This window comes from Microbacterium lacus, from assembly GCF_044794305.1.
In the GTDB taxonomy this organism is placed as follows: Bacteria; Actinomycetota; Actinomycetes; order Actinomycetales; family Microbacteriaceae; genus Microbacterium; species Microbacterium lacus_B.
In genome coordinates this window covers 2198250-2220035 of the sequence record NZ_CP084996.1, presented here as the reverse complement: position 1 = coordinate 2220035, position 21786 = coordinate 2198250, and the positions used below count along the sequence as shown (strand labels likewise).

At 65.2% G+C, this 21786-nt stretch carries 19 protein-coding genes; 3 read left to right on the top strand and 16 right to left on the bottom strand.

Translation table 11 applies throughout. The annotated features are described in order from the left end of the window. Positions 1 to 7: 7 nt before the first annotated feature. The 3 genes from panB (at position 8) to LG299_RS10530 (ending at position 3772) form a co-directional block, all read left to right on the top strand. Complete coding sequence (gene panB / locus LG299_RS10540; RefSeq protein WP_404429965.1) at positions 8 to 943, top strand: 3-methyl-2-oxobutanoate hydroxymethyltransferase; 936 nt, start codon at positions 8 to 10, stop codon at positions 941 to 943. A 571-nt stretch (positions 944 to 1514) separates the two neighbouring features. After that, positions 1515 to 2987 (top strand): ABC transporter permease, encoded by a 1473-nt coding sequence (locus tag LG299_RS10535; RefSeq protein ID WP_404429963.1) that lies wholly within the window; start codon positions 1515 to 1517, stop codon positions 2985 to 2987. A 56-nt stretch (positions 2988 to 3043) separates the two neighbouring features. After that, a complete protein-coding gene (locus LG299_RS10530; RefSeq protein WP_404429961.1) occupies positions 3044 to 3772 on the top strand; it encodes an ABC transporter ATP-binding protein in 729 nt (242 codons plus the stop codon). A gap of 478 nt (positions 3773 to 4250) precedes the next feature. Here the strand turns inward: LG299_RS10530 and LG299_RS10525 are convergent, their stop codons facing one another. The 16 genes from LG299_RS10525 to LG299_RS10450 form a co-directional block, all read right to left on the bottom strand. After that, the gene (locus LG299_RS10525; protein WP_404429959.1) at positions 4251 to 4589 is read right to left on the bottom strand and encodes a LysR family transcriptional regulator; all 339 of its coding nucleotides are present in this window, start codon (positions 4587 to 4589) and stop codon (positions 4251 to 4253) included. After that, positions 4586 to 5806, bottom strand: a complete 1221-nt coding sequence (locus LG299_RS10520; protein WP_404429957.1) for a M24 family metallopeptidase — start codon at positions 5804 to 5806, stop codon at positions 4586 to 4588. Before LG299_RS10520 ends, LG299_RS10525 begins: the two co-directional genes overlap by 4 nt. Positions 5807 to 5868: 62 nt before the next feature. Next, positions 5869 to 6555, bottom strand: a complete 687-nt coding sequence (locus tag LG299_RS10515; RefSeq protein ID WP_404429955.1) for a GntR family transcriptional regulator — start codon at positions 6553 to 6555, stop codon at positions 5869 to 5871. 358 nt (positions 6556 to 6913) lie between these two features. After that, entirely contained in the window at positions 6914 to 8194 is a 1281-nt protein-coding gene (locus LG299_RS10510) for an ABC transporter substrate-binding protein (RefSeq protein WP_404429953.1), read from the bottom strand. Positions 8195 to 8603: 409 nt separating this feature from the next. Next, positions 8604 to 9290, bottom strand: coding sequence for a YoaK family protein (locus tag LG299_RS10505; protein ID WP_404429951.1), 687 nt, complete (start codon positions 9288 to 9290; stop codon positions 8604 to 8606). A 47-nt stretch (positions 9291 to 9337) separates the two neighbouring features. Further along, the gene (locus LG299_RS10500) at positions 9338 to 10645 is read right to left on the bottom strand and encodes an allantoate amidohydrolase (protein WP_404429949.1); all 1308 of its coding nucleotides are present in this window, start codon (positions 10643 to 10645) and stop codon (positions 9338 to 9340) included. Next, on the bottom strand, positions 10638 to 11819 hold the full coding sequence (locus LG299_RS10495; RefSeq protein WP_404434862.1) for a pyridoxal-phosphate-dependent aminotransferase family protein: 1182 nt from the start codon (positions 11817 to 11819) through the stop codon (positions 10638 to 10640). The genes LG299_RS10500 and LG299_RS10495 overlap by 8 nt, the downstream gene beginning before the upstream one ends. Before the next feature lie 41 nt (positions 11820 to 11860). Beyond that, entirely contained in the window at positions 11861 to 13486 is a 1626-nt protein-coding gene (locus LG299_RS10490; protein WP_404429947.1) for an AtzH-like domain-containing protein, read from the bottom strand. After that, the gene (locus LG299_RS10485) at positions 13479 to 14588 is read right to left on the bottom strand and encodes an acetamidase/formamidase family protein (protein ID WP_404429945.1); all 1110 of its coding nucleotides are present in this window, start codon (positions 14586 to 14588) and stop codon (positions 13479 to 13481) included. The genes LG299_RS10490 and LG299_RS10485 overlap by 8 nt, the downstream gene beginning before the upstream one ends. Further along, complete coding sequence (gene allB / locus LG299_RS10480; protein WP_404434860.1) at positions 14585 to 15952, bottom strand: allantoinase AllB; 1368 nt, start codon at positions 15950 to 15952, stop codon at positions 14585 to 14587. Before allB ends, LG299_RS10485 begins: the two co-directional genes overlap by 4 nt. A 79-nt stretch (positions 15953 to 16031) precedes the next feature. Continuing rightward, entirely contained in the window at positions 16032 to 17009 is a 978-nt protein-coding gene (locus tag LG299_RS10475; protein WP_404429943.1) for an ornithine cyclodeaminase family protein, read from the bottom strand. Next, entirely contained in the window at positions 17009 to 17971 is a 963-nt protein-coding gene (locus LG299_RS10470) for an amidohydrolase family protein (RefSeq protein WP_404429941.1), read from the bottom strand. The genes LG299_RS10475 and LG299_RS10470 overlap by 1 nt, the downstream gene beginning before the upstream one ends. After that, the gene (locus tag LG299_RS10465; protein ID WP_404429939.1) at positions 17968 to 18828 is read right to left on the bottom strand and encodes an ATP-binding cassette domain-containing protein; all 861 of its coding nucleotides are present in this window, start codon (positions 18826 to 18828) and stop codon (positions 17968 to 17970) included. The genes LG299_RS10470 and LG299_RS10465 overlap by 4 nt, the downstream gene beginning before the upstream one ends. Beyond that, positions 18825 to 19832: an ABC transporter ATP-binding protein gene (locus LG299_RS10460; RefSeq protein WP_404429937.1), complete on the bottom strand. Its 1008-nt coding sequence runs from the start codon at positions 19830 to 19832 to the stop codon at positions 18825 to 18827. The genes LG299_RS10465 and LG299_RS10460 overlap by 4 nt, the downstream gene beginning before the upstream one ends. Beyond that, positions 19829 to 20752: an ABC transporter permease gene (locus LG299_RS10455; protein ID WP_404429935.1), complete on the bottom strand. Its 924-nt coding sequence runs from the start codon at positions 20750 to 20752 to the stop codon at positions 19829 to 19831. Before LG299_RS10455 ends, LG299_RS10460 begins: the two co-directional genes overlap by 4 nt. Beyond that, entirely contained in the window at positions 20749 to 21780 is a 1032-nt protein-coding gene (locus LG299_RS10450) for an ABC transporter permease (protein WP_404429933.1), read from the bottom strand. Before LG299_RS10450 ends, LG299_RS10455 begins: the two co-directional genes overlap by 4 nt. Positions 21781 to 21786 lie beyond the last annotated feature (6 nt).

Below are 21786 nucleotides of genomic sequence, written 5' to 3'. Positions count from 1 at the left end.
CGACGCCATGAGCGCTCACTCGGTGCCGATCCCGACAGTGCCGGCACGTCCCAGGGTGACTTTCGGGCATCTCACGGACATGAAAGCGCACAGCGAGCCGATCGTGATGGTCACCGCGTACGACTATCCCAGCGCGCAGATCGCCGACGCCGCCGGAGTCGACATCGTGCTCGTCGGGGACTCCGCCGCGATGACAGTTCTCGGCTACGACAGCACCGTGCCGGTCACCGTCGACGAGATGCTGATGCTCACCGCCGCCGTGCGGCGAGGGCTCCGCCACCCGCTGCTGGTCGCCGACCTGCCATTCGGCTCATACGAGGTATCCGATGAGCAGGCCGTCGCGACGGCGCTGCGGTTCATCAAGGATGCGGGTGCCGACGCTGTGAAGATCGAGCGCGGTGGAACATCGGTCGAACGCGCACGTGCGATCGTGGCAGCCGGTATCCCCGTGATGGGTCACGTGGGCCTCACCCCGCAGACCGCAGCGAGCATCGGTGGCTACCGTGCGCAGGGCCGCACCGCGGAAGAAGCGCACGTGGTCTTTCACAGCGCTCGCGCTCTTCAGAACGCAGGATGCTTCGCCCTCGTCTTCGAAGCGATTCCGAGTGAAGCGGCCGCCGCCATGATGCCGCTTCTCGAAGTGCCGGTCATCGGGATCGGTGCAGGGCCCGCCACCGACGGGCAAGTACTTGTCTTCCACGACCTCCTGGGCATCTACGACGGCCATGTCCCGCGCTTCGTGAAGCGATACGCCGAATTGCGCGCCCCCATGATCGCTGCCGTAGCCGCGTATGCGGAGGATGTGCGCACCCACCGCTACCCCCAGCCCGAGCACGAATACGCCATGCCGCGGGCGGAGACCCAGCTTCTGATGGGCCTGCTTCCTGAACCCGCTCGCTCGCGGGACGCGGGTAACAGATCCACCGCACCGTCAACTGCCTGACGATTTCTCGACGCGGCCGCGACACCTCTCGGCGACGCTCGAACGCCCCCGACGGCTCAGGGTTTCTCGAAGAGGACGTTCAGTTTCCGGGTCGACTCGATCCCGGAGAATAGCGCCGCCCGGTAGCGCAGCGTTTCCTTCGTCTCGGGGCTGGCGGACTCCGACGGATCCTCAGATCGTCTAAAGAATCGCTCCGAATATTTACACGTTCTGGAGACGTGTCAAAGACTGACTTTTCAGGCAAGGGGCCCGACTGCCGCATCCGGCAAGCTGCTCGCGGCTGGCGAGCGACCTCCATTTCCCCAGAATCATGAAAGCCACCATCGGCAGTTCGGACTCACCTTTGCCGCGTGCGCGGCGCCCGGTCCTAGCGAACGTTTGTGACGGCTCGCGCACCTGCCACCACTGCGGAGGACGCACAGCTGGATGCCTCGATCGCACGGGTGTGCCTCATACGAACCCCGCGTCAGTCTGCGACTCATATGGCACACATAGCTCGCACCTAAATGAACCATCAGGAGGATTCGTAGCGTTCTCGAGAGTGGCCGATCGGGCCGTCGAGAGGACTCCCATGTACTGGACTTATCTGCGTCGCGAGATCATCGGGCGTCGGAAGCAGACGGTCATCGTCGCGTCAGGCCTAGCGACCGCGATCGCGCTCGTGATCATCGTCAACTCGCTCTCGGCGGGCGTGCGCGACGCGCAGGACGAAGCGCTCGAATCGGTATACGGAGTGGGAACCGACCTTACGGTGACCGGTGCGATGGCCGAACCCGGCGCCAGCGGCGGACCAAGGTTCGAGTTCGGCGAGTCGAATGCTGACTCCACGGACGGTACGACCAATCTGAGCCAGTCCCGGCTCATGACCGACTTCATGCGCGGAACGCTCGACGCCTCTGCGTTGCAGACGATCGCTGAGGTCGACGGTGTCGCTGGCGCTTCGGGTGCGCTGAGCCTCACCAACACGACGTTCTCGGGTGAGCTCCCCGACCGGTCCGCGGCGCCCGAGGCCGGCACGGGCCCCGGATCGGGAAGCGACACGGAAGCACCACAGGGAGGGTTCGGCGGCGGAAGCTTCGACGTGAACGCGTTCACGGTATTGGGCGTCGACCCCACCGCCACCGCCGTCGGGCCGCTCTCTGCTGTCACGGTGAGCGACGGACGTGGGCTCGATTCCGATGACACCGGAGCGAATCTTGCAGTGCTGGATGCTACGTACGCCTCGAGTAACGACCTCGCCGTCGGTGACACGATAGATGTAGGTGGCACCGACATCGAGGTCATCGGCATCGTCGCCTCGACCTCGAGCGAGGCTGACACTGCAGCGAACGTCTACATTCCTCTCGATGTCGCCCAGGCCCTCGCCGGCGTAGGCGACGTGGTTTCGATCATCTATGTCCAGGCGGCATCAGCCGACGCGATCGGCACCGTGCAGGCTGATGTCCAGGTGGCACTGCCAGACGCGACGGTCAACGCGCAGTCCGACCTCGCCTCGACGGTTTCGGGTTCACTCTCGAGCGCATCCGCATTGATCTCGAACCTCGGCACCTGGCTCTCGATCATCGTGCTCGCGGTTGCGCTCGGCCTCGCCGTGCTCTTCACAATCTCGGGCGTCTCACGTCGCACCCGCGAGTTCGGCACACTCAAAGCCATCGGCTGGTCAAACGGACGCGTCGTCGGGCAGGTGGCGGGCGAATCCGTTGTGCAGGGTCTGCTGGGCGGTGCCGCGGGTTTGGTGCTCGGACTCATCGGGATCGGGGTGATCAACCTCATCTCGCCGACGATCTCGTCCGCTCCGTCGACGGTGACAGGCCCGGGCGGAGAAGGCCTGACTGGCGCAGGACCCGGCGGCGGTGGGCCCGGTTTCGGCAATGCTTTGCAGCAGAGCGGGGTGACCGACGTCGTGTTGAACGCACCCCTCACTCTGTGGGTCGTCATCGCCGCCATCGGAATCTCGATCGCGGGTGGCCTCATGGCCGGCGCGTTCGGCGGTTGGCGAGCCGCGCGGCTCAGCCCTGCCGAAGCCTTGCGATCCGTCGCGTGAATTTGATGCCCTCAGGCCACGTTCAACCCACCATCGACAGCACCCCAGGAGCCGACATGACCTCGACCGACACACAGGAGTCACTGCTGACGGCGGATGCAGCATCCGCCCCCCTCTACAGACTCTCGGGCGTCACGCGCACCTACGAACAACGAGGACGGATCGTCAAGGCGCTCGCGGGCGTAAACCTTGAGATCGCGGCTGGAGACTTCGTCGCTATTCAAGGACCGACCGGCGGCGGCAAATCGACACTTCTGCAACTGCTCGGCGCCCTCGACACGCCGACGACCGGCAGTGTGGTGCTCGCAGGAACCGACATTGCGACCGCAACGCAGGCCGAGCTCGTCCGGCTGCGCGCCGAAGAGATCGGCTTCGTATTTCAGGGGTTCAATCTCATCCCCACACTCACCGCGCACGAGAACGTCGACATGGCGCTCGAACCGCTCGGCCTTTCGACAGCCGAGCGCTCCGCTCGCGTCGTCGAGGCCCTCCTGCACGTGGGGCTCGCAGATCGGGCCGACCACCGACCCGGTGAACTCTCGGGCGGTCAGCAACAGCGTGTCGCGATCGCCCGGGCGATCGTCAAGCGACCGCGGGTTCTGTTGGCAGACGAGCCGACCGGCAACCTTGACGAGAGCATGCGCGACGAGATTCTGGGTGTGCTTGAGGCGCTGAACAGCGAGGGTCTCACTCTGATCGTTGTCACCCATGACTCCGCGGTGGCTAAGCGTGCGCGGCTGCGGCTGCGGCTCGATAAGGGCAAGGTCCGCGACGTCACACGCTAGTGAGGCCGCGCGCCCGCCGTGGCGCGTCACGTCCACCTTGACCGGGTTCTCGAGTCTTTGGAACGCCCACACGCGGCGACGCTTAGTGCACACATCGAAACACATCTATGTGTGGCGCCCCGTGGCGCCAGATGGAGGGACTGACGGGAATCGAACCCGCGCTATCTGCTTGGGAAGCTGGGATTTCGGCTGTTGGAGGGCTGAAAAAGCGCGGAAATACGCGGGTTTCTGGGGTGTGAGTGGGCCAGGTGTACACATTGGTGTACACCTGGCGATTAAGCTTTCTCGGCGTCAGATCACCGGGCAGTCTGAAGATGTCTAGAGGACATCGCTAGGCGATCAAGCCATAGGGGGACTTTGTTGAATACGCCATCCCGAGGTGCGCTCCGCCAGCGAAGGATGACGCGGCCTTCGCCAGGGCTGGGCCCCAAACTACGGCTCGAGTTGACGTGGTAGGCGCAGTTTCGAGAACGCTCACTTATAGAAAGTTGTTGCTGGGCGCCTCATTGCGCACGGCTTCGATAGCCCTCCGTGCAGCGGCTACCGCCTGCTTTGCGTGGGGAAGCATCTTCTCGCCTGCCATTGTCAGCGCGAATTTGCCGCCGCGACGTCCGATCAGCGTCGTCTCCAGATCGTGTTCGAGCCTGCGAATGAGTTCGGAGATCGCCGGTTGGGTGATGCTGAGCGCCGCGGCAGCCCTCGTGAAGCTCCCGAGCTCCGCCGCGGTGGCGAACGCTTGAAGCTGAGAGAAGGACGTGAGATGGTGCGGCCGACGTGAGGCGTTGCGGCGGGATGTGGGGGAATGCACACGGTTCATCGGACGATGTGCGAGCGGAGTGCGAGACTGTTGAGGGTCTCGCAGTCGCCGTCGGTAGTGATCACCGAACCGCCGACGCACACTTGCCGGACGCCCGCTATCGCGCTCGGCTGTAGGGCGAAGGTCATTCCCGGAGCGATCTCAAACTCGCCGTCCGCCGGGAGTCCATGCGTGATCGGAAGACCGTGGAGGTCAGTCTGCGCTCGCGTGTTCACCCACATTGCACTGTTGTAGGTGCCGGGTGCGACCGTTTGGATCATCGGTGCGCGCGACCAGAAGCCCGCCTCGATCACGGGCTCGTGCATCGCTGCGGCGACCTCGGAGAACATCGCCCCCGGACGCAACGCCTGAACGCCTTGCAAGTAGGCCTCATGCGCGGCGTCGGCAAGCCTGTCATGCTCGGCGTCCGTGCCGAAACGGACGTGCATCTGTTGCTGGGAGTCCATGCCGCCGTAGCACCCGAAGATCTCGGCGCCGATCGCACCGCCCGGATGTAGGCGTGGGGGCTCTCCGCCGGCCCAGCCCCACTCAGTGAATCCGCCGAAGAGCGGCCCGCCGCTCCGCAAGATCATCCCGGGCCACGTCGTGTGACCGCCGCGGCGAAGAATCTCGTGCTCGACGGCCGCATAGACGTCGCTCTCCCGAGCCCCGACGACAGCAGCGTCGAGGAATGCGCGTGATGCGTGTTCGCCGATCCGCGCAGCGTGGCGAAACATGTCCAACTCTGCCCGGCTCTTGACGAGGCGCTCCTGTGCGATGTCATCAGAGACGTCGACCCAAGTCACCGTGGGGTTTAATCCTGTGATCGCGCCCCACAGGGCCGACGAAACGCCGAGCATGCTCGAGAGGCCCACGGCACCGACGCGTGCGGTGCTCGCCCCATCGGAACGCAGTCGATCCGCGAGGAGGAGTGGAGGCGGGCCGACGCGCAGGTCGTCGATCCATCGCGAGTCCACGAGAGCGCGGCCCTGCTCGTCGTGACGCAACATCGCAGCACCGCCAATGATGGTTGCGATCATCGGCTCACCTTCGAGCGGGAGATACACAAGTGCGCCGGGAATTGACTCCCGGGCAAAGTAGACGTCCGTGCGGTCGTGGAGGCCGCCGAAGAAAATGAGTCCGCGGAGGTCTCTGTCGCGCATCACCGCCCGCGCGCGTGCCCAGCGCCGGTCGCGCTCCGTGCGGTCGAACTGGGGGAACTGCTCATCCGGTGACATGCCGCCGACCTCACTCCTGCCGCAGAAGGGTGCGGTCCACTCTGGTATACCAGAGTGGACCGTCAGATCACAACGTGAGTCGATGCCGCTTTCCGCGTCGAGTCGGCTCGACCGCTCGCCACGTGGGCGAACGCGAGCGAGGCCGCGACGTCTGGTTGTCCTGCGCTGATGGCGCGGTAGAGGCCCTCGTGCTCGGCGCACTGGGCCGGCATGTCGCGGTCAGACGTCATGCGGAAGAGCCACTCGACGCGACCGAGGATATTCTCAAAGATCCGCGCGAGCAGATCGTTTCCCGCGAGACTGATGATCTCCGCGTGGAAGGCGAGGTTGGCGCGCGCGAGTGTCGTGTCGTCGAGGGCATCCATGGCTTCACGTGCGTTGCGCAACAGCTCATTCATGCGCTCCAGGGCTGCGGCAACCGCCAGGTTCTCGGGCGATTCAGCAACCCTTCGAGCGGCAGAGCGAGCCGCGAGGGCCTCGAGAGACTCGCGGACGTCGAACAGGTCGTCGATGTCCTGGGCCGTGAGTGCTTTCACGATTGCGCCGCGGCGCGGCAGGATCTGGATGTAGCCGCGGGATTCGAGGAGGGGGAGTGCCTCGCGTACTGGCACTCGCGACACCTGCAACTCGTCGGATATCTCCCGCTCCTTGATTCGGTCGCCGGCGGCCAACGCGCCGCTGAGGATCAACTCGCGGATGTGCTCGTAGACATGGTCGGACAGAGGTTGGTACGCAACGCTACTGGTCATAGCGAGGGCTCCTTCCATAGCGCGCCTCGGGGGCTGTCCGAGGAATCTGGGACCGGCACTCACCCTACTCTCTTGATGCGTGAGCATACCTCGCGGTATTTTGTATACCCAACGCCATTGTGCCCTTTCTGGGTGCGCACCACCCTGACCACCCTGCGCTGCCCTTCCTCGTGCGACGTCAGGAGGATGCAGACCTGCTGGTCTTCCGCGGCACCGTGGACTGTCGACATTGCGCTCGAAAGGACGGGCGACGACTTTGCAAGCTGCTGCTCCCCGGGAGCGGGATCTGTAATCTCAGTCAAGCTCCCGGGGAGCAGTTCATGCCGGGGGTGATCACCCACTTGATGCGGTCAACGAATCACGGCCAAGCGGCGTCCATCGACTGGAGAATCGCCTCTGGCGTCAACTGATCAGTGAGTAGTCCCTGCACGCCGACCCCGAGCGCGTCATAGATCGCGGGTGCGGGCCACGTCGTGTTGGCGAGCGGAACGTATGATCCCGACTCAAGGATTCCGACGAGCGGAGCGAACTGTGGGAGCAGCTCGCTCTCGGTCGCGCCTGTGATCGGTATGAGGCCCGCAAGTTTGGCGAATTCGGCGGCCTGCGCCGGCTGAGCCATCCAGTCCAGGAAATCCTTGGCCGAGGTCTTGGCCCCGTCTGATGCCTTTGCGTTGAGCGACCATGTGTAGTTCGCCGAGATGTTCATGAACTCGGTTGTGCCAGATGCCGCTGGGAACGGGTGGACGGTCAACTCGATGCCGGCGCTACTGCCGATCGACTGCGCGGCGCCTCCTGGAAGCGGGGCGGACAGCGAGGAGCCTGTCGACAGGCTAGGTGCGATGGTGTCGAAGGCACCCGCCGCGGCGCCGTCCTGGAAGCAACCCGCTTCGTTGAGTTCGACGATGTCCTCGAGCGTTTCACGCCAGCCGTCAGAATCGGCGAATGTTACTTCGCCGGCTTCGCGCTTTGTGTTCCAGTCGGGATCCTCTTCGTAGACACGTGTGGCCGCGATGATCTGCGCGAGCAGTCCCGCACCCGCGGGTACGGCGCCGGCGACGACGGCGAACGAGGCTCCTGCGTCCCGTGCAGTCGCGCATGCGTCCAGCAGCGCGCTAAAGGTGGACGGGAACTCATCGATGCTTGCTGCGGTTGCAGTCGCGTCGTTGTAAACCATTCCGACGGGGACGAGGCCCGTAGGCTGGCCGAACACATCTCCGTTGAAGGAATACAGGTGTTCGGTCCCGGTCGGAATGACGGCTGAGGCCGCGTCGAGTGGTTCGAGGAACCCCGCCTCGGCGAGGGTCACGACCGACACTGCCTGCCCTGTCCCCGGCGTCAGGATCATGATGTCGGCTGCGTTGCCGGATTGGAGCTGGGTCGTGACTTGAGTGTTGTAGGCGTCGCCCGGGTAATAGATGACCTCGATATCGATGTCACGCTGCTCCGCGAAGACCTGGAGCATCCGCTCGTAGTAGTCGTCTGCGTCATTGCTCTGCATGATCATCGCCGTGAAGCCGGCCGCCTCATCGGTCTGATCGGTCTGACTGCTGTTGCCGGAGCATCCGGCAAGGCTCACTAGTCCGACGATGGCGACGACTCCGCACCACACGCGGAGGCCGCGTTCTCTTGTCTGCGTCATTGCATGAAACCTCTCGATTAGAGTGGGCTCGCGGTTCACGAGCTAGGCCTAATGGTATACCAAAAGAACGAATCTACTCCCAGATCCTGGTCATTGCCATGCGTTTTTCTGGCTAGCGTGTGATTGATGGTATACTTTGTGGCTGTCCGTGCTTGATAGTCAACGCTGGTTCCGCGAATGCCGAGGCCAGCGGCCTGGGGAACTTCGAAGGTCTTCTAGTCTGGACCGGGCCGCCTAGCTCGACCTTGGCCCGGCATCGATCGACGCCTATTGCATGTGCCGTTACCTTCCAGGTCTGCGTGCTGTCGTCGAGTTCCTTGAGTTGCGTTAATATTCGAGTCCTCCGCGGGTGCGCCCGGGGACAGCGTCAATTGCGGCGAGTGAGCGGCTGCCGGTCATGGGTTGGCGCTCATTCGGCGTGCAGTCGCCGATGGAACTCTCCGATCACCACAACGAATCCGGAGACAACGGCAGCTAACAGCACGCTCCAACCGAAGTGAACCGCGACTAGCTGTGCGCCCGCCCAAGCACCGAATCCGATAAGCAGGACCGATATCAGCCGGCGCGGCCATGGCTGGCCGTTGCCAGCGCCGACGCGCGAGTCGTAGACGAGACCAACGAGCGTCGAGGTGACGACGACTGTGGTCACGTCCTTCGTGCCGACGGCGCGTGCCGCGCCCGCCTGCACACCCATGGCCAGTCCGAGGAGTGCTGTTAGTACGTTGTGATCGATCGCGTCGATGTGGTCTCTCGCGAAACCGAGGCCCGCAACTAGGAGTAGCGCCGCGGTGACGACGCTCAGAAGGACGGTCGTGCGCCCTGACCAGCCCGTTTCCGCCCTACGACCTGAGCGCCCGGCGATCGCGGCGCCGACCATGAACGCGACCAGAGCGATGATCGGTCCGACGATTGGCAAGTCGTCGGCGCCCGCTAGTCCCATCCCCAGGATCACGACGTTACCTGTCATGTTTCCGGTGAACACTTTATCGAGGCCGAGGTACCCCGCGGCGTCGATGACGCCGGTCGAGAATGTCAGAGCGAGCATGCACCACAGCCGAACGTCGTCGGGCCGCTGCCGTCGGAACGCATCACTCATGTCTTCTTCCTGCTCTCTCTTCGTCGGGGACTATTCCGCCCCGACGCTCATGGCCGGTCGGCCGCGATCTGCAGCACGGACTCGGCGAGGGCTTGGATGGCGTGCCCAACGTCGCCTGCCGCGACTGCCTCGTCGGGGTGGTGGCTGATGCCGTCTGGGTTGCGGATGAACAGCATCCCGATCCCGGTGATCGCGCCGATGGCCATTCCGTCGTGCCCCGCAGGACTGAAGACGACCGCAGGGTTATCAGCACCCGGCGCCCGTGTCGACATGATGCCTTCGCGCACCGCATGTTGCAGAAGCGGGTCGCAGTACACCGCGCGCGCGGAGTGAACCTCCTGCGCGCGCCAGTGCAATCCTCGCCGCCCCATGATGGCGTCGATCTCGCTGGCGATCTTCGTCCACACCCGATCGCGCTCTCCATCGAACTCTCCGCGGAGGTCGAGTGACAGGCGGGCTTCACCTGGCACCACGTTTACGGCACCGGGGAACGCTTCGAGCTGCCCGACGGTGCCGATAATGTGATGCTCGGCGCGACAGATTCGTTCGACGGCGAGCGCGGCCTCCGACGCTCCAAGTAGCGCGTCACGGCGTATGTCGTAGGGGGTCCCGCCAGCGTGTCTGGACTCGCCTTCGACGGCAAGCTGGAATCTGCGAGCCGAGGCGATTGACGACACTACGGCCAGCGCCTCGCCTCGCTGGTCGAGTTCGGGACCTTGCTCGATGTGGGCTTCGAGGTAGCCGATGAGTTCGTCGGGGCTCCGCGCCGCTTCCCTAACGCGCTCCGGATCCAAGCCGAACGTGACGAAGGCGTCGCGCAGCGTCACGCCGTCCGCGTCAGTGAGCTGCCACCACGAGGGTTCCCACTGCCCGGCCACGGCCGAGGACCCCAACAGCGCCCTGCCGAACCGGGTCCCTTCCTCATCTGAGAATGCGACGACCTCGAGTGCGAATGGCAGGGATACCGCTGCGTGGACTGGCCGCGCGCGGAGTAGTCGCACTACTTCCAGCGCGACAAGCACGCCTACGATGCCGTCGTAGCGGCCGGCGTTAGGGACGGTATCGAGGTGCGAACCCAGGAGCAGGGCCGGTCGATCCTGATCCCCGTTCGCAGGACCGATCCGCCCCACTTGGTTTCCGGCTGCGTCCTGCCACGTGGTCATGCCGATCTCGCTCATCCACCCTGCCACGATGCGGTTTACGCGCGCGTGCTCAGCCGATAGATAGACGCGCTCGATTGAGCCCGGTGTCGACGACACCCGTGCGAGCTCGTCACACCGGGCCATCACACGCCGCCGTGCTCCCGCGATGCTGTCCTCGTCTGCGGCGAGGAGTGACCCCGCCTTCTCAGGCACGCCGAAACTCATCCGCTGCAGCGTCCGCTCCGCCGCCGACAGGGACCGACGCGCCGAAGCGTCGGAGGACCGACTCCAGTGCGACGAGCGTCGTGAGCACCGTGTCGAGCCGCGCGTTGAAGCCCATAGTGCCGATACGCCACACTCGGCCGTGCAGTGGGCCGAACGACGTGCCGATCTCGATGCCGAAGTCGTTGAGCATCGCGGCGCGAGCGGCATCGCCGGGTACGCCGTCTGGGATCTCTACGGCGACGACGTTGCTCATCTTGTGAGCCATGTCGCCAAACACCCTCAGGCCCAGCCCTCGCACTCCGGCCAGCATTGCAGCCCCGGCGATCCGGTGGCGCTCGATCACTGCATCGCGACCCTCGAGCGCAATCACGCGTGCGCATTCGCGTGCCGCGTAGAGCATCGAAGTGGCCTCGGTGTGGTGGTTGAGCCTGCGCGGACCCCAGTATTCGAGGATCATGCCGAGGTCGAAGTAGTTCGATCGCACGAAGTGCGCGGAGTTCTTGTCGCCGGGTTCGCGGATGCCCGCTTCGATCCGCGAGCGGCTGCGAACTAACTTGACCGCACGATCCGACAAGGTGATCGGAGACGATCCCGAGGGTCCGCCCAGACACTTCTGCAGGCCGGCGGTCGCAGCATCCACTCCCCACGCGTCTGCCTCAAACGCGTTACCGCCGAGGGATGCGGTTGCATCTGTGTAGAAGAGGACGCCGTATTTCGCGCACAGCGCGCCGATCTCGTCGAGCGGCTGATTCATTGTCGTAGAGGTGTCTCCCTGCACGATCGCGAGGAGTGCGGGCTTCACTCGCAGAATCGCCTCCTCGATGGCCGAGACGGGGAAAACCTGCCCCCAATCCGTCTCGATCGTGTGTACCGCGGCATGCGCCCGCTCCGCGATCTCGGCGAGCAAATGCCCGAATCGGCCGAATATGGGCACGAGGACGCGATCGCCCGGTCGTACCAGCGAGACGATCGCGGCCTCGATTCCAGCGCGTGACGTCCCGTCGATGAGCAGAGTCGCCTCATTGCGGGTGGCCCATACGCTGCGGTAGAGCTCCTGTGTCTCGTTCATGACCGCCGTCATGTAGGGGTCGTACTGGCCGACGAGTGGTGCCGACATCGCCCGAAGCACGCTTGGGTATGCCGAGATGGGGCCAGGACCCATCAGCAGGCGCGGGGGTGGGTCGATGGGACCGGGAACAGCTCTCACGGGTTCTCCTGGGGTGGGACGGGGGAACAATAGACCGCTGGCGGCGGTGAGACGCATGGCGCCGCAGTCGCGACCGCATCGGCAAGTTGACACGCAAGTGCGACGAGCGCGATATCTGATCCGGCAGGCCCAATCAGACTCACCCCAACGGGGGCAGGGCCGAGTGCGGAAGAAACGGTGAGGAGTGGGACCGACACCGTCGGCAGTCCGGCAACGGCGGCGGGAGTGGTCATACGGAGGGTGCGGGCACGTACGTCCGGGATTGCCGGATCGCTCCGACCTCGTGCGGGCGCAGGTCCGGGCACTGTAGGGGCGATTAGCACACGTTCGCTCGCGAGGTCGCGGAGGCGATCCCGCAGCGGTATCAGTGCAGCCCGCGCGGCGCCCTCCTCCGTCGCTGTCACATCGGCAGCCGCCCGGAAGCGCTCGGCAACGTTGGGTCCGATGGCATCGCGATGAGCGCGCAGCCAGGCGCCATTGCTCCGCCATGCCTCCGCTGATTGGACCGTTCGGAAAGGTGCGGCATAGGCGTCGAGGACGCCGATCGACGTCGTCGAGACATCAATGTGTGCAGCGACCAGCACGAGGAGCGCCTCGAAGACGGCCCGGGTCGCGGGGTCGGCCTCAGCGACAAGCTCGTCGGGTACTACCAATCTCACCGGCATTCGGACGGCATCAGTGGCGGGATCGGGAGTGAGGCCGACGGCGGCCACTTTCTGAATAGTGGCGCCGTCACGAGTGATCCAGCCGACCGTGTCGAAGGATGGCGCAAGTGGCAACAATCCGTCACGAGATACACGGTCGTGCGTAGTCCGAAGGCCCCATAGCCCTTGGTATGACGCGGGCACCCGAATCGACCCCGCAGTGTCGGTGGCGAGGCCGACGTCCGCCTGTCCGAGAGCGACGGCAGTGGCGGGTCCGCTGGATGACCCGCCGGGGAGCGCGCCGGGCACCGCGCCGTTGGGTGGCGTGCCGTAGTGGGTGTTTTCGCCGGCGATCGAGTAGGCGAACTCGTCGGTGCGCGCGATGCCGCGAAGTGCAGCGCCGGCCTCAAGCAGCACGGCGACTGCTGGGGCTGTAGCGGGTTCGACCGGGGCCGCGGCGAGGTAGGTGGGGTTGCCCGCGCCGATTCTGTCGCCAGCGAGCGCGAACACGTCTTTTACTGCCACGGTGAGCCCGGCGAGAGGGCCGCTCGGCGCTCCCGAGCGGAGGGGGTCACCGACGGTGCGCCATACAGACCGATCGAAGGCTTGCTGCCGAGGGGTGACGTGCGCCGCCGAGATAAGCCAGCGGTCTCCGATGCGCTGCCATAGTTGCGTCTGCAGCCCTGTGCCTCCGGAGGCGAAACGCGATACCGACACCAGGAGTGCGGCATCGTTCCCCAGCCGTCGATACTCGACCCGTTCGATAGCTCGCGAATTGATTCCGCCGCGTCCCCCGCGAAATGCCGAGATGGTTTCATGGCCGACGAGAAGTCCCGCGCCGTCACCGCGTAGGGTGTCGGACCCCGGCGCGAAGGCGGCGTCGAGTTGGTCGAGATCGTTCGCGACGACTGCGGCTTCATACGTCTGGAACGCGCTGAGGAGGTCGTCGGGCATGTCTGCGGCGAAGGGCTCAGCCACGATCCACCGCCGTGAAGTCCGCTACGCGGATACGCGCGTGCACACCGCAGACGATGTCGACGACCTGGGAGAGGTTGAAGTCGGTTGCAGCGCTGAGGTATGCATAGGCGAGGTGCTCGGCCATGCCGTACCGTGCCTGCAATAGCGCGAGTGCCGCACGCACGCAGCTGCGCATCGCCGCGTTGAGGTCGGGGTCGAGACCGGTCGGTACAAGGTATTCCGTTGTGCGGATGAGCGGTCCATCGAGCTCACCGAAATCGGCGAGCGCTTTAGCGTGCGGCACGAGATCGAAGCGGAGGGTTGCCCGCAAGGATGCTTCGAGCGCTGTGAGGGCTACCTCGCCGTCGCCCTGGGCGAAGTGCGGATCGCCTACGTAGGCGAGCGCGCCATCCACCTGCACGGGCAGGTAGAGCACCGCTCCCGCTACGAGTAGATTGATGTCGATGTTTCCCCCGTGGCTGCCCGGGGGAACCGAGTGCGGGCGCTCGTCCGCATCGATTGCCACCCCCATCGTGCCGAGGAACGGTGCGAGCGGGAACTCGACCACTGCGTCACCATCATCTGTGAGAGGGAGGACGCCGGCCCAACTGTCGCCGCGTCGCTCGATGGGTGTAAACACGCTGACGTTTTGCGCGTGCCTCGGCAACTCACCGGCGAGCGCACCCTTGCCGTGACGGCTCGAGATGACCCCGTACGGGACTCGTGGATCCAATCGAACGACAGTGATCTTCAGCAGGTCCCCGGGAAGCGCCCCCTCGACACGGATCGGTCCGTTGATCACATGCGGGCCGTCGGCACCGGGATCTCGCGAGACATTCGCGGCGATATCGATCGCGTCGATGAGAACAGCCGAGTCGTGGACACCGTGCGCACGGAAGTACGCACGGGGGTCGCTCCCTTGGTCATCCAGCATCCCCTCGTGGCTCACGGTGTCTATCGTGATCGTCGCTCCGGGCGCGACAGTGAGCACCGGCGCATCAGTGCGACAGGGCAGGCGACCCCACAGCACTTTGTCGGTCGTTGCGCGCAGGTAGTGGTCGCCATGGATGTCGCCGACGCCCGGCTGCAGGATCGGGAACGTCGGGTCGAGGACGGTGCTCATAATTTTCTCCTTGGTGAAGCCACGCCCGCTGTGACTCCGGTGGACGCCGTCAGAAGCACGCCGAGGGGCGCGTCGACAGCGGCGTTCGGAGCACTTTCGTCGTACACCACGTAACCGCGCAGCCATGTGCGACGTACGCGACCTGTGAGGACGCGACCGTCGTAGGCGCTGATCGGGTTTCGGTGCCGCAGTTCAGTCGCGTCGACGACGAACGGGTCGTTGACGCCGAAAACGGCGAAGTTCGCTGGTGCCCCCACCGCGATCGTGCCGGCGCCCTCGAGCCCGGCCACGCGGGCCGGGCCAGTCGTGTACGCCGGTAGGACCGCATCGAGCGCGAGTCCGCGGCGCTGGGCCTCGGTCCAGACCACCGACAGCCCGACCTGCAGGCCGGAGATCCCGCCCCACGCCAGGCCGAAATCGCCCTCGACTGAACGCTTTAGGTCGACCGTCGACGGCGAGTGGTCGCTGACGATCGCGTCGATCGTGCCGTCGACGATGCCCTCCCAAAGGAGGTCGCGGTTGGCCGCTTCTCGGATGGGCGGGCAGCACTTGAACTCAGCGGCACCGTCAGGGATCTCCTCTGCTGTGATTGAGAGATAGTGCGGACACGTCTCTACGGTGAGGGCAACCCCGTCCTCCTTCGCAGCGCGAAGAGCTGGCAACGACCGTGCGTCGCTCAGGTGAAGGATGTGGGCTCGAGCGCCGGTGCGGCGAGCTTCGGCGATCACCGAAGAGATCGCAGATGCCTCACTCGCGCGCGGGCGTGATGCGAGGAAGGAGTCGTATTTCTGCCCGAGAACGCCGTGGTCGCCGAGGAACGCCGGATCCTCGGCATGGACGATCAGGCGCGAACCGATCGCGGCGACCTCCTCCATGGCAGCTGCCAACTGGATGATATCGAGGGGTGCAAATTCCTCAACGCCGGACGGTGCCAGGAAGCATTTGAAGCCGTACACACCCGCGTCGTGCAGAGCGCCCAGCGTGCCAAGGTTCTCGGGCACCGCCCCGCCCCAGAACCCCACATCGACAAACGCCGACGGCTTGGCTGCCGTACGCTTGACTGCGAGGGCTTCTGGCCTCGTGGTAGCAGGGATGGAATTGAGCGGCATGTCCACAATGGTGGTGACGCCGCCCGCGGCAGCCGCGCGCGTCGCGGAGCGGAAGCCTTCCCACTCGGTGCGGCCGGGCTCATTCACGTGAACGTGGCAGTCGACGAGTCCGGGAAGCAGCACGGCGTCGTCGGGTACGACATGCGTTTGCCCATCGAGATCGCGTGAGGAGCCGATATGCGTGACGATGCCGTCTTGGAATGAGACCGCCACGGGGCGGAAGGCGCCGTCCACCCACGCGCGGGCGGCATGGATGTGGCCGGTGCCACGGATGTTGGTTGATGAAAGCGACGTGGATTCTTCAAGGCCGTGCCGTGTGCTCTTAGTCACGTCGTCAACCGTCTAAATCCAGATGGAAGGATGCCCCACCTTCCTGAGCGAGAAGGACGCCCGCCATCGCGAGATCTTGAAGGCCGCTTCCCAGGGAATTGAAGAGAGTGATCTCCTTGTCGTCGCTGCGCCCCGCCACGCGGCCGATGAGTACGTCGCCGAGTTCCGCATCCAGATCCTTAATCTCGATCACGCCCTCAGCGAGTGGGATCAATATGTCACCGGATTCCTTGAGCGTGGCCTCGCGGGTGTCGAGGATCACTCGCGAGCGGCGGATCGCTTCGGAGTCCACCTCGCGATGGTCGGCACGTGGACGCGCCCCCACCGCGTTGATGTGGTGGCCAGGGCGGAGCCACTCGCCGCTAATCACCGGTTTCGACGAGGGCGTTAGCGTGCACACCACGTCAGCGAGGTCGACGACCTCTCGAGGCGTGGAAACAGCGATCGCCTTGATGTCTCGAGACAGCAGTGCTCGTACCAGTTCGTCTGCGCGTTGGGCTGTGCGACTCCACACCACCACGAGTTCGAAGGTGCGCAGCCGGCTGAGCGCCTCGACGTGGATGAGCGCCAACCCCCCGGCGCCGATGAGCCCCAACACGCGAGCTGAGGAAGGGGAGAGCGCGTCGGTCGCCACGGCCGAGACCGCCGCAGTTCGGATCCGGGTGACCGACGCGCCGTCGAGAAGCGCTACAGGGCGTCCGTCGCGAGAAGAACTCACGAGGATCGCTGAGCGCTGAGTGGGGAGGCTCCGCGAGCCATTGCTGGGGATATCCGCGAGGAGCTTCACGCCCACAAGGCCGGAGACCGTGTCGACCGCAGCCATGCCGAGGAAGACGGCCTCGCCGCCGGGTTCCGCGACTGAAATGGGTGCTGGCGCGGCTGACTCGCCGCGCGCCAGTCGACGGTGGGCGTCTGCTACCGCAGCGATTGCGGCATCAAGGGTGAGGGACCGGGTGATCGCGGAGCGGGTGAAAACCCGCATCAGCCCGGCGTTCCGGGCTGGGGCACGCCGAGACGAGCTGCCAAATGCGGAAGGATCCGCAGTGCGTTCTCAGATGACACCGCGCGGACTTGCTCTTCAGTCCATCCCGCCCGCGCATCCAGAGCGTAGGCGCCCTCCTGTCGCAGGATTTCGGTGCTGGCCCATGGTATGTCGGTACCGAAGAGGATCCGATCTGTTCGCTCAAGGTCGAGAAGCGGACCCAGGTTGAGCGTGGTGTCGTAGTAAAGCCCGTCGAGCCGGCGGATCTGCTCCTCGATTTGCGCAGCGGTCGGATCGATGTTCCAGTCGCCCTTCTGCACGCAGTACAAGGCGATCCGCCACTTGATGTACGGCACCATCCCGCCGGTGTGCGGGAAGATGAAACGGATGTGGGGGAAGCGCGCGAATACGCTTGCGCCAGCGAGCGCGGTTACCGCGCGGGTCGTGTCGAAGGTTCCCTCCAGCAGCGGACCAGGGAGCCCTGCCGGGGCATTGAAGACCAGGATCGGGTGCATGAACACGGTCGCCGACCGTGCGTCAAGCTCCTGGAGCAACGGCTCGAACTCCGGTTGCGCCAGGTACGCGCCCTGGTAGCTCGTGAGCATCGTGACACCTTGGAAGCCCCCCTCGTCAAGCGCAGAGATCGCCGTGCGTGCACTCGCCTCGGGGTCAGGCATCGGCAGGACTGCGAATGCACCGAAGCGCGTGGGCCGATCGCGGGCGATGTCGTGCAACTCGTCGTTGAGGTCGTTGACGAGACCCTGAACATCGGTCGGTGCGACCCACGACAGATCGCCTGGTGTCGAGAGCACTGACAGATCTGTACCGGTCACCGCCATCTGGTCGAGCGCGATTTCCGGGGTCCAAGCCGGTGCGCCAGCGAAAATTGGCCGGCCCACGCGCTCCTGGTAGTTGGTGAGACGCGTCAGCGTCGGGTGGTGATGGACGTCGATGATGGTCACGGTTGTGCCTTTCCGCCCGCGGGTATCGCGGGATCTGCTGAGGATTGGAAGGATGTGGCGGCTGGCGCCGCCTCTCGAAGAGCCGGGGGCATCGGCACCGGCACGGCGCCGATCAGTTCGCGGGTGTACCCTGCGCTGGGTCGCTGAAAGACGGTCTCGGTGGCTCCGGCGTCGACTATGCGCCCCTGCTCAAGAACGCAGATTTCGTCGCAGAGGTGGCGCACGAGTGCAAGATCGTGCGCCACGAACACCACGCTCATGACTAGCTCACGCTGTAGCGACTGGAGTAGCGCGACGATCTGCGCCTGGACCGACACGTCGAGGGCAGAGACCGGTTCGTCGCAGATCAGCAGTCGCGGCCGCATGACGAGCGCACGCGCGATGGCGATACGTTGTCGCTGCCCGCCCGAGAAAGACCGAGGGTACCTGTCGAGTGCGGGGGCGCCGAGCCCCACGTGCTCGAGTGCATCAACGACCCGCTCGCGACGACGTTTACGGCCGAGTCGCGGCTCATTAATGTCGAGCGCCTCTCCCACGATTCTCTCGATCGTCCGCCGCGGGTCGAGGCTGGAGTAGGGGTCCTGGAAGACCATCTGCATCTCGCGCATGTAGCGCCGCAACACGGCACGAGGCGCTCCGACGAGCTCTTCGCCGTCGTAGCGGATTGAGCCAGCGTCAGGGGTCTCCAGCCCGACTAGGCAACGAATGGCGGTCGACTTACCGGCGCCTGATTCACCGACCAGCCCGACGACCGCGCCTTCGGCGACGACCATCTCGAACGAGTCAAGGACCGGACGGCGATGACTTCCGCGCCCGAAAGACTTCGAGAGTCCTTCAACTTCGAGCAGGGATGTCATCGGGCGTGCTCCTCGATCAGGTGGCAGGCGGCGGTGTGTGTGTCGCCAACTCTGCGCGAGTCCGGCAGTACATCCGCGCAGTGATCCAGCGCCACCGCGCAGCGATCGACGAAGGCGCACCCGAGTGGCCGATCAGTCGGCAAAACCGCTGCGCCGGGGATCGGTCGTAGCTGAAGGTCGGGTCTGTCCAAGCGCGGCAGCGCCGCGAGCAATCCTCGCGTGTAGGGGTGAGCGGGGTTGCGGAATACCTCGATGGCAGAGCCTGCCTCGACCGGGCGCCCGCCGTACATGACGACAACGCGGTCAGCAACCTCCGCCACGACGCCCAGGTCGTGAGTGATGAGGAGCACTGCCAGGCCTCGAGACACGGCGATGTCGCGCAGCAGAGTGAGAACTGTGCGCTGAACGCGCACGTCCAGTGCCGTCGTCGGTTCGTCGGCGATCAACACGTCTGGCTCGGCGATGAGTGCCATCGCGATGCACACGCGCTGGCGCATGCCGCCGGACAGCTGGTGAGGGTACTGGTCGAGCAGTCCATCTTTGGGTCGCAACCCGAGAGATTCGAGAAGTACTACAGCGCGCTTCCTGGATTCGGAGCGCCCGACACCGCGTAGCCTCAGCGGCTCGGCGACTTGGGCACCGATCGACATGAGGGGGTCGAGCGCCCGCAGGGAATCCTGGAAGACCATGCCGACCCGCGCCCCGCGTAACGACTGAAGTAGCCGCGGTGCGAGCCCCACGACCTGCTGACCGCCAACGCGAATACTGCCGCCGACCTGGAGTTCGGGATCGAGTCCGATAATGCTGCGCGCGGTCACCGTCTTACCCGAGCCAGATTCGCCAACGAGCGCGGTGACAGTTCCGGCCTCAAGAATGAGGTCGACACCGTCGACGAGCCGGAGTGGGGAGTCGCCGGCGCGCGGGACGTCGATCGTGAGTTCGCGTACTTCGAGTACCGCCGCACGAGGGGTCACGGCGTCGCTGTGGACCTCTTCGACGATCATCGTCGTCCTCCCGTCCGCAGCGCGGGATCGAGGCGCGTCTGTAACATCTCGCCGAGCAATGCGAATGCCACAGCCGAGATCGTGATGAACAGTCCAGGCAGGAATGCTGCCGGCCAGTTGGTGAAGATGTACTTCGCGGATGCCGATGCCATCGCACCCCACTCAGCGCTCGGCGGTTGAGCGCCCACGCCGATGAACGAAAGGCCCGCCATGATCAGAGTGACCTGACCGATCAGCGCGGTCGCGTTGACAATGACTTCGTCCATCGAGTTCGGCAGGACGTGCCGCGACATCAGTCGCCAGCGGGATAGACCCATCGTGCGGGCGGCTTCAACGTAAGACTCCGACATTGTGCGCTCGATCGAGGCACGTGCGATGCGCATCGTCGCGGGAAAGCTCGTGGCCACCAGTGCGATGATCGCCGCCTCGAGCCCCGATCCGAGGGTCGCGGCGATCGCGAGCGCAAGCAGCAAACCTGGCAGTGCGAGCAGGATGTCGCCGGTACGCATGACCGTCTCGTCGACCCAGCGAGGTCCGGCTGCGGCCAACGCCGCTGCGGCGACTCCCATCGCGGTACTGATCGCGACCACGAGAAGAGCCGAGAGGATAGTTGGCTGTGCTCCCGCCAGCAACCTGCTGAGGATGTCGCGACCTTCGGAATCGGTGCCGAGCCAGTAGTCGGGGCCAGCCGGAAGTAGACGCATCGAGGGTTCCGAGCGGAACGGATCGTGCGGAGCGATGAGTGGCCCGACGAGGGCCATCAGTAGAAGCAATACGATCGCCGCGACCACGAGTACATCTAGCAGAGGCGGCAAAGCGCGCCGCTGACGGCGAATGAGTTGGTGACCTGCAGTGCGCATCGGCGACGGGGGCGGGGCATCGGTCGCCGCAGTGGCGGGGATGACACTCAGTGCGCTCATGCTTTCACCTCTATGCGGCGGTGGCGGATGCGGGGGTCGATGAGAAGTTGGATGATGTCAACCGCGAGGCTGCATAGCACCACGATGATGCCGACGAACAGCACGGTTCCGAACACTGCCTGAACGTCTTTGCCGATGATCGCGGATGAGAGGTAGGACCCGATGCCTGGCCACGCAAACACCGTCTCGACGAGGACAATGCCGCCGATGGTCCAGCCGACCTGTAGACCGAGCAGCGTTACGACGGGCAGTGCGGAGTTGCGTAGGGCATGGCCGACAAGTACGCGGGTTGAACCGGCTCCTTTGGCCCGGACCGCATCGATGTAGTCGCCCGTGAGAGTGGAGACCATCGAAGCGCGCAGCATCCGGAACAGTCCCGCGTAGACGGCGAGCGAGACCACGACTGCCGGGAGCACGAGGTGAGCGATCGCATCCGTGGCCACTTCGGGACGCCCTGCGAGGAAGGCGTCGAGCACGGTGAAGCCCGTGACACGTGGAAGCGTCACGCCGCTGGAAAGTTGTCCCGACACGGGCAGGACCTGTAGTTGCGCTCCCAGCGAGTACTGCAGAAGGTAGGCAAGCCAGAAGGCTGGGATCCCTCCGGCGAGCACCGCCAGTAGACGTAGCGAGGTGTCGGAGCCGCCCCCTCGGCGGGCCGCGGCGATGACACCGGTCGCTGTGCCGACGATCAGGGCCAGCAAGAACGCCGCGACTACGAGCTCGATCGTCGCCGGTAGCGCGGCGGCGAGGTCGGATGACACCGGTTGCAGCGTCCGAGTCGAGCGTCCAAGGTCTCCAGTGAAAAGGCGCCCGAGTTGCGTTAGGTACTGCACGAAGAGAGGCTCGTCAAGTCCAAGCTGGTCGCGCATGGCCTGGATCTGCTCGGCGTTGGCGTTACGGCCGGCCGCCGCCCGCGCCTCGTCACCCGGTGCCACCTTCATGATGAAGAAGACGATGGTGAATAGACCCACCAGGGTGAGGAGGCCGTTCGCGGCACGGATGCCGAGATAGCGGGCGGCGGTCGACACGATGCA

Bases quoted from the DNA above. Each gene is read 5' to 3' on its own strand.
- LG299_RS10520 (WP_404429957.1), bottom strand. From the start codon at position 5,806: ATGTCACCGGATGAGCAGTTCCCCCAGTTCGACCGCACGGAGCGCGAC.
- LG299_RS10505 (WP_404429951.1), bottom strand. From the start codon at position 9,290: ATGAGTGATGCGTTCCGACGGCAGCGGCCCGACGACGTTCGGCTGTGG.
- LG299_RS10455 (WP_404429935.1), bottom strand. From the start codon at position 20,752: ATGAGCGCACTGAGTGTCATCCCCGCCACTGCGGCGACCGATGCCCCG.
- LG299_RS10525 (WP_404429959.1), bottom strand. From the start codon at position 4,589: ATGAACCGTGTGCATTCCCCCACATCCCGCCGCAACGCCTCACGTCGG.
- panB (WP_404429965.1), top strand. From the start codon at position 8: ATGAGCGCTCACTCGGTGCCGATCCCGACAGTGCCGGCACGTCCCAGG.
- LG299_RS10535 (WP_404429963.1), top strand. From the start codon at position 1,515: ATGTACTGGACTTATCTGCGTCGCGAGATCATCGGGCGTCGGAAGCAG.
- LG299_RS10465 (WP_404429939.1), bottom strand. From the start codon at position 18,828: ATGACATCCCTGCTCGAAGTTGAAGGACTCTCGAAGTCTTTCGGGCGC.
- LG299_RS10530 (WP_404429961.1), top strand. From the start codon at position 3,044: ATGACCTCGACCGACACACAGGAGTCACTGCTGACGGCGGATGCAGCA.
- LG299_RS10460 (WP_404429937.1), bottom strand. From the start codon at position 19,832: ATGATCGTCGAAGAGGTCCACAGCGACGCCGTGACCCCTCGTGCGGCG.
- LG299_RS10495 (WP_404434862.1), bottom strand. From the start codon at position 11,819: ATGGGTCCTGGCCCCATCTCGGCATACCCAAGCGTGCTTCGGGCGATG.
- LG299_RS10475 (WP_404429943.1), bottom strand. From the start codon at position 17,009: ATGCGGGTTTTCACCCGCTCCGCGATCACCCGGTCCCTCACCCTTGAT.
- LG299_RS10485 (WP_404429945.1), bottom strand. From the start codon at position 14,588: ATGAGCACCGTCCTCGACCCGACGTTCCCGATCCTGCAGCCGGGCGTC.
- LG299_RS10510 (WP_404429953.1), bottom strand. From the start codon at position 8,194: ATGACGCAGACAAGAGAACGCGGCCTCCGCGTGTGGTGCGGAGTCGTC.
- LG299_RS10515 (WP_404429955.1), bottom strand. From the start codon at position 6,555: ATGACCAGTAGCGTTGCGTACCAACCTCTGTCCGACCATGTCTACGAG.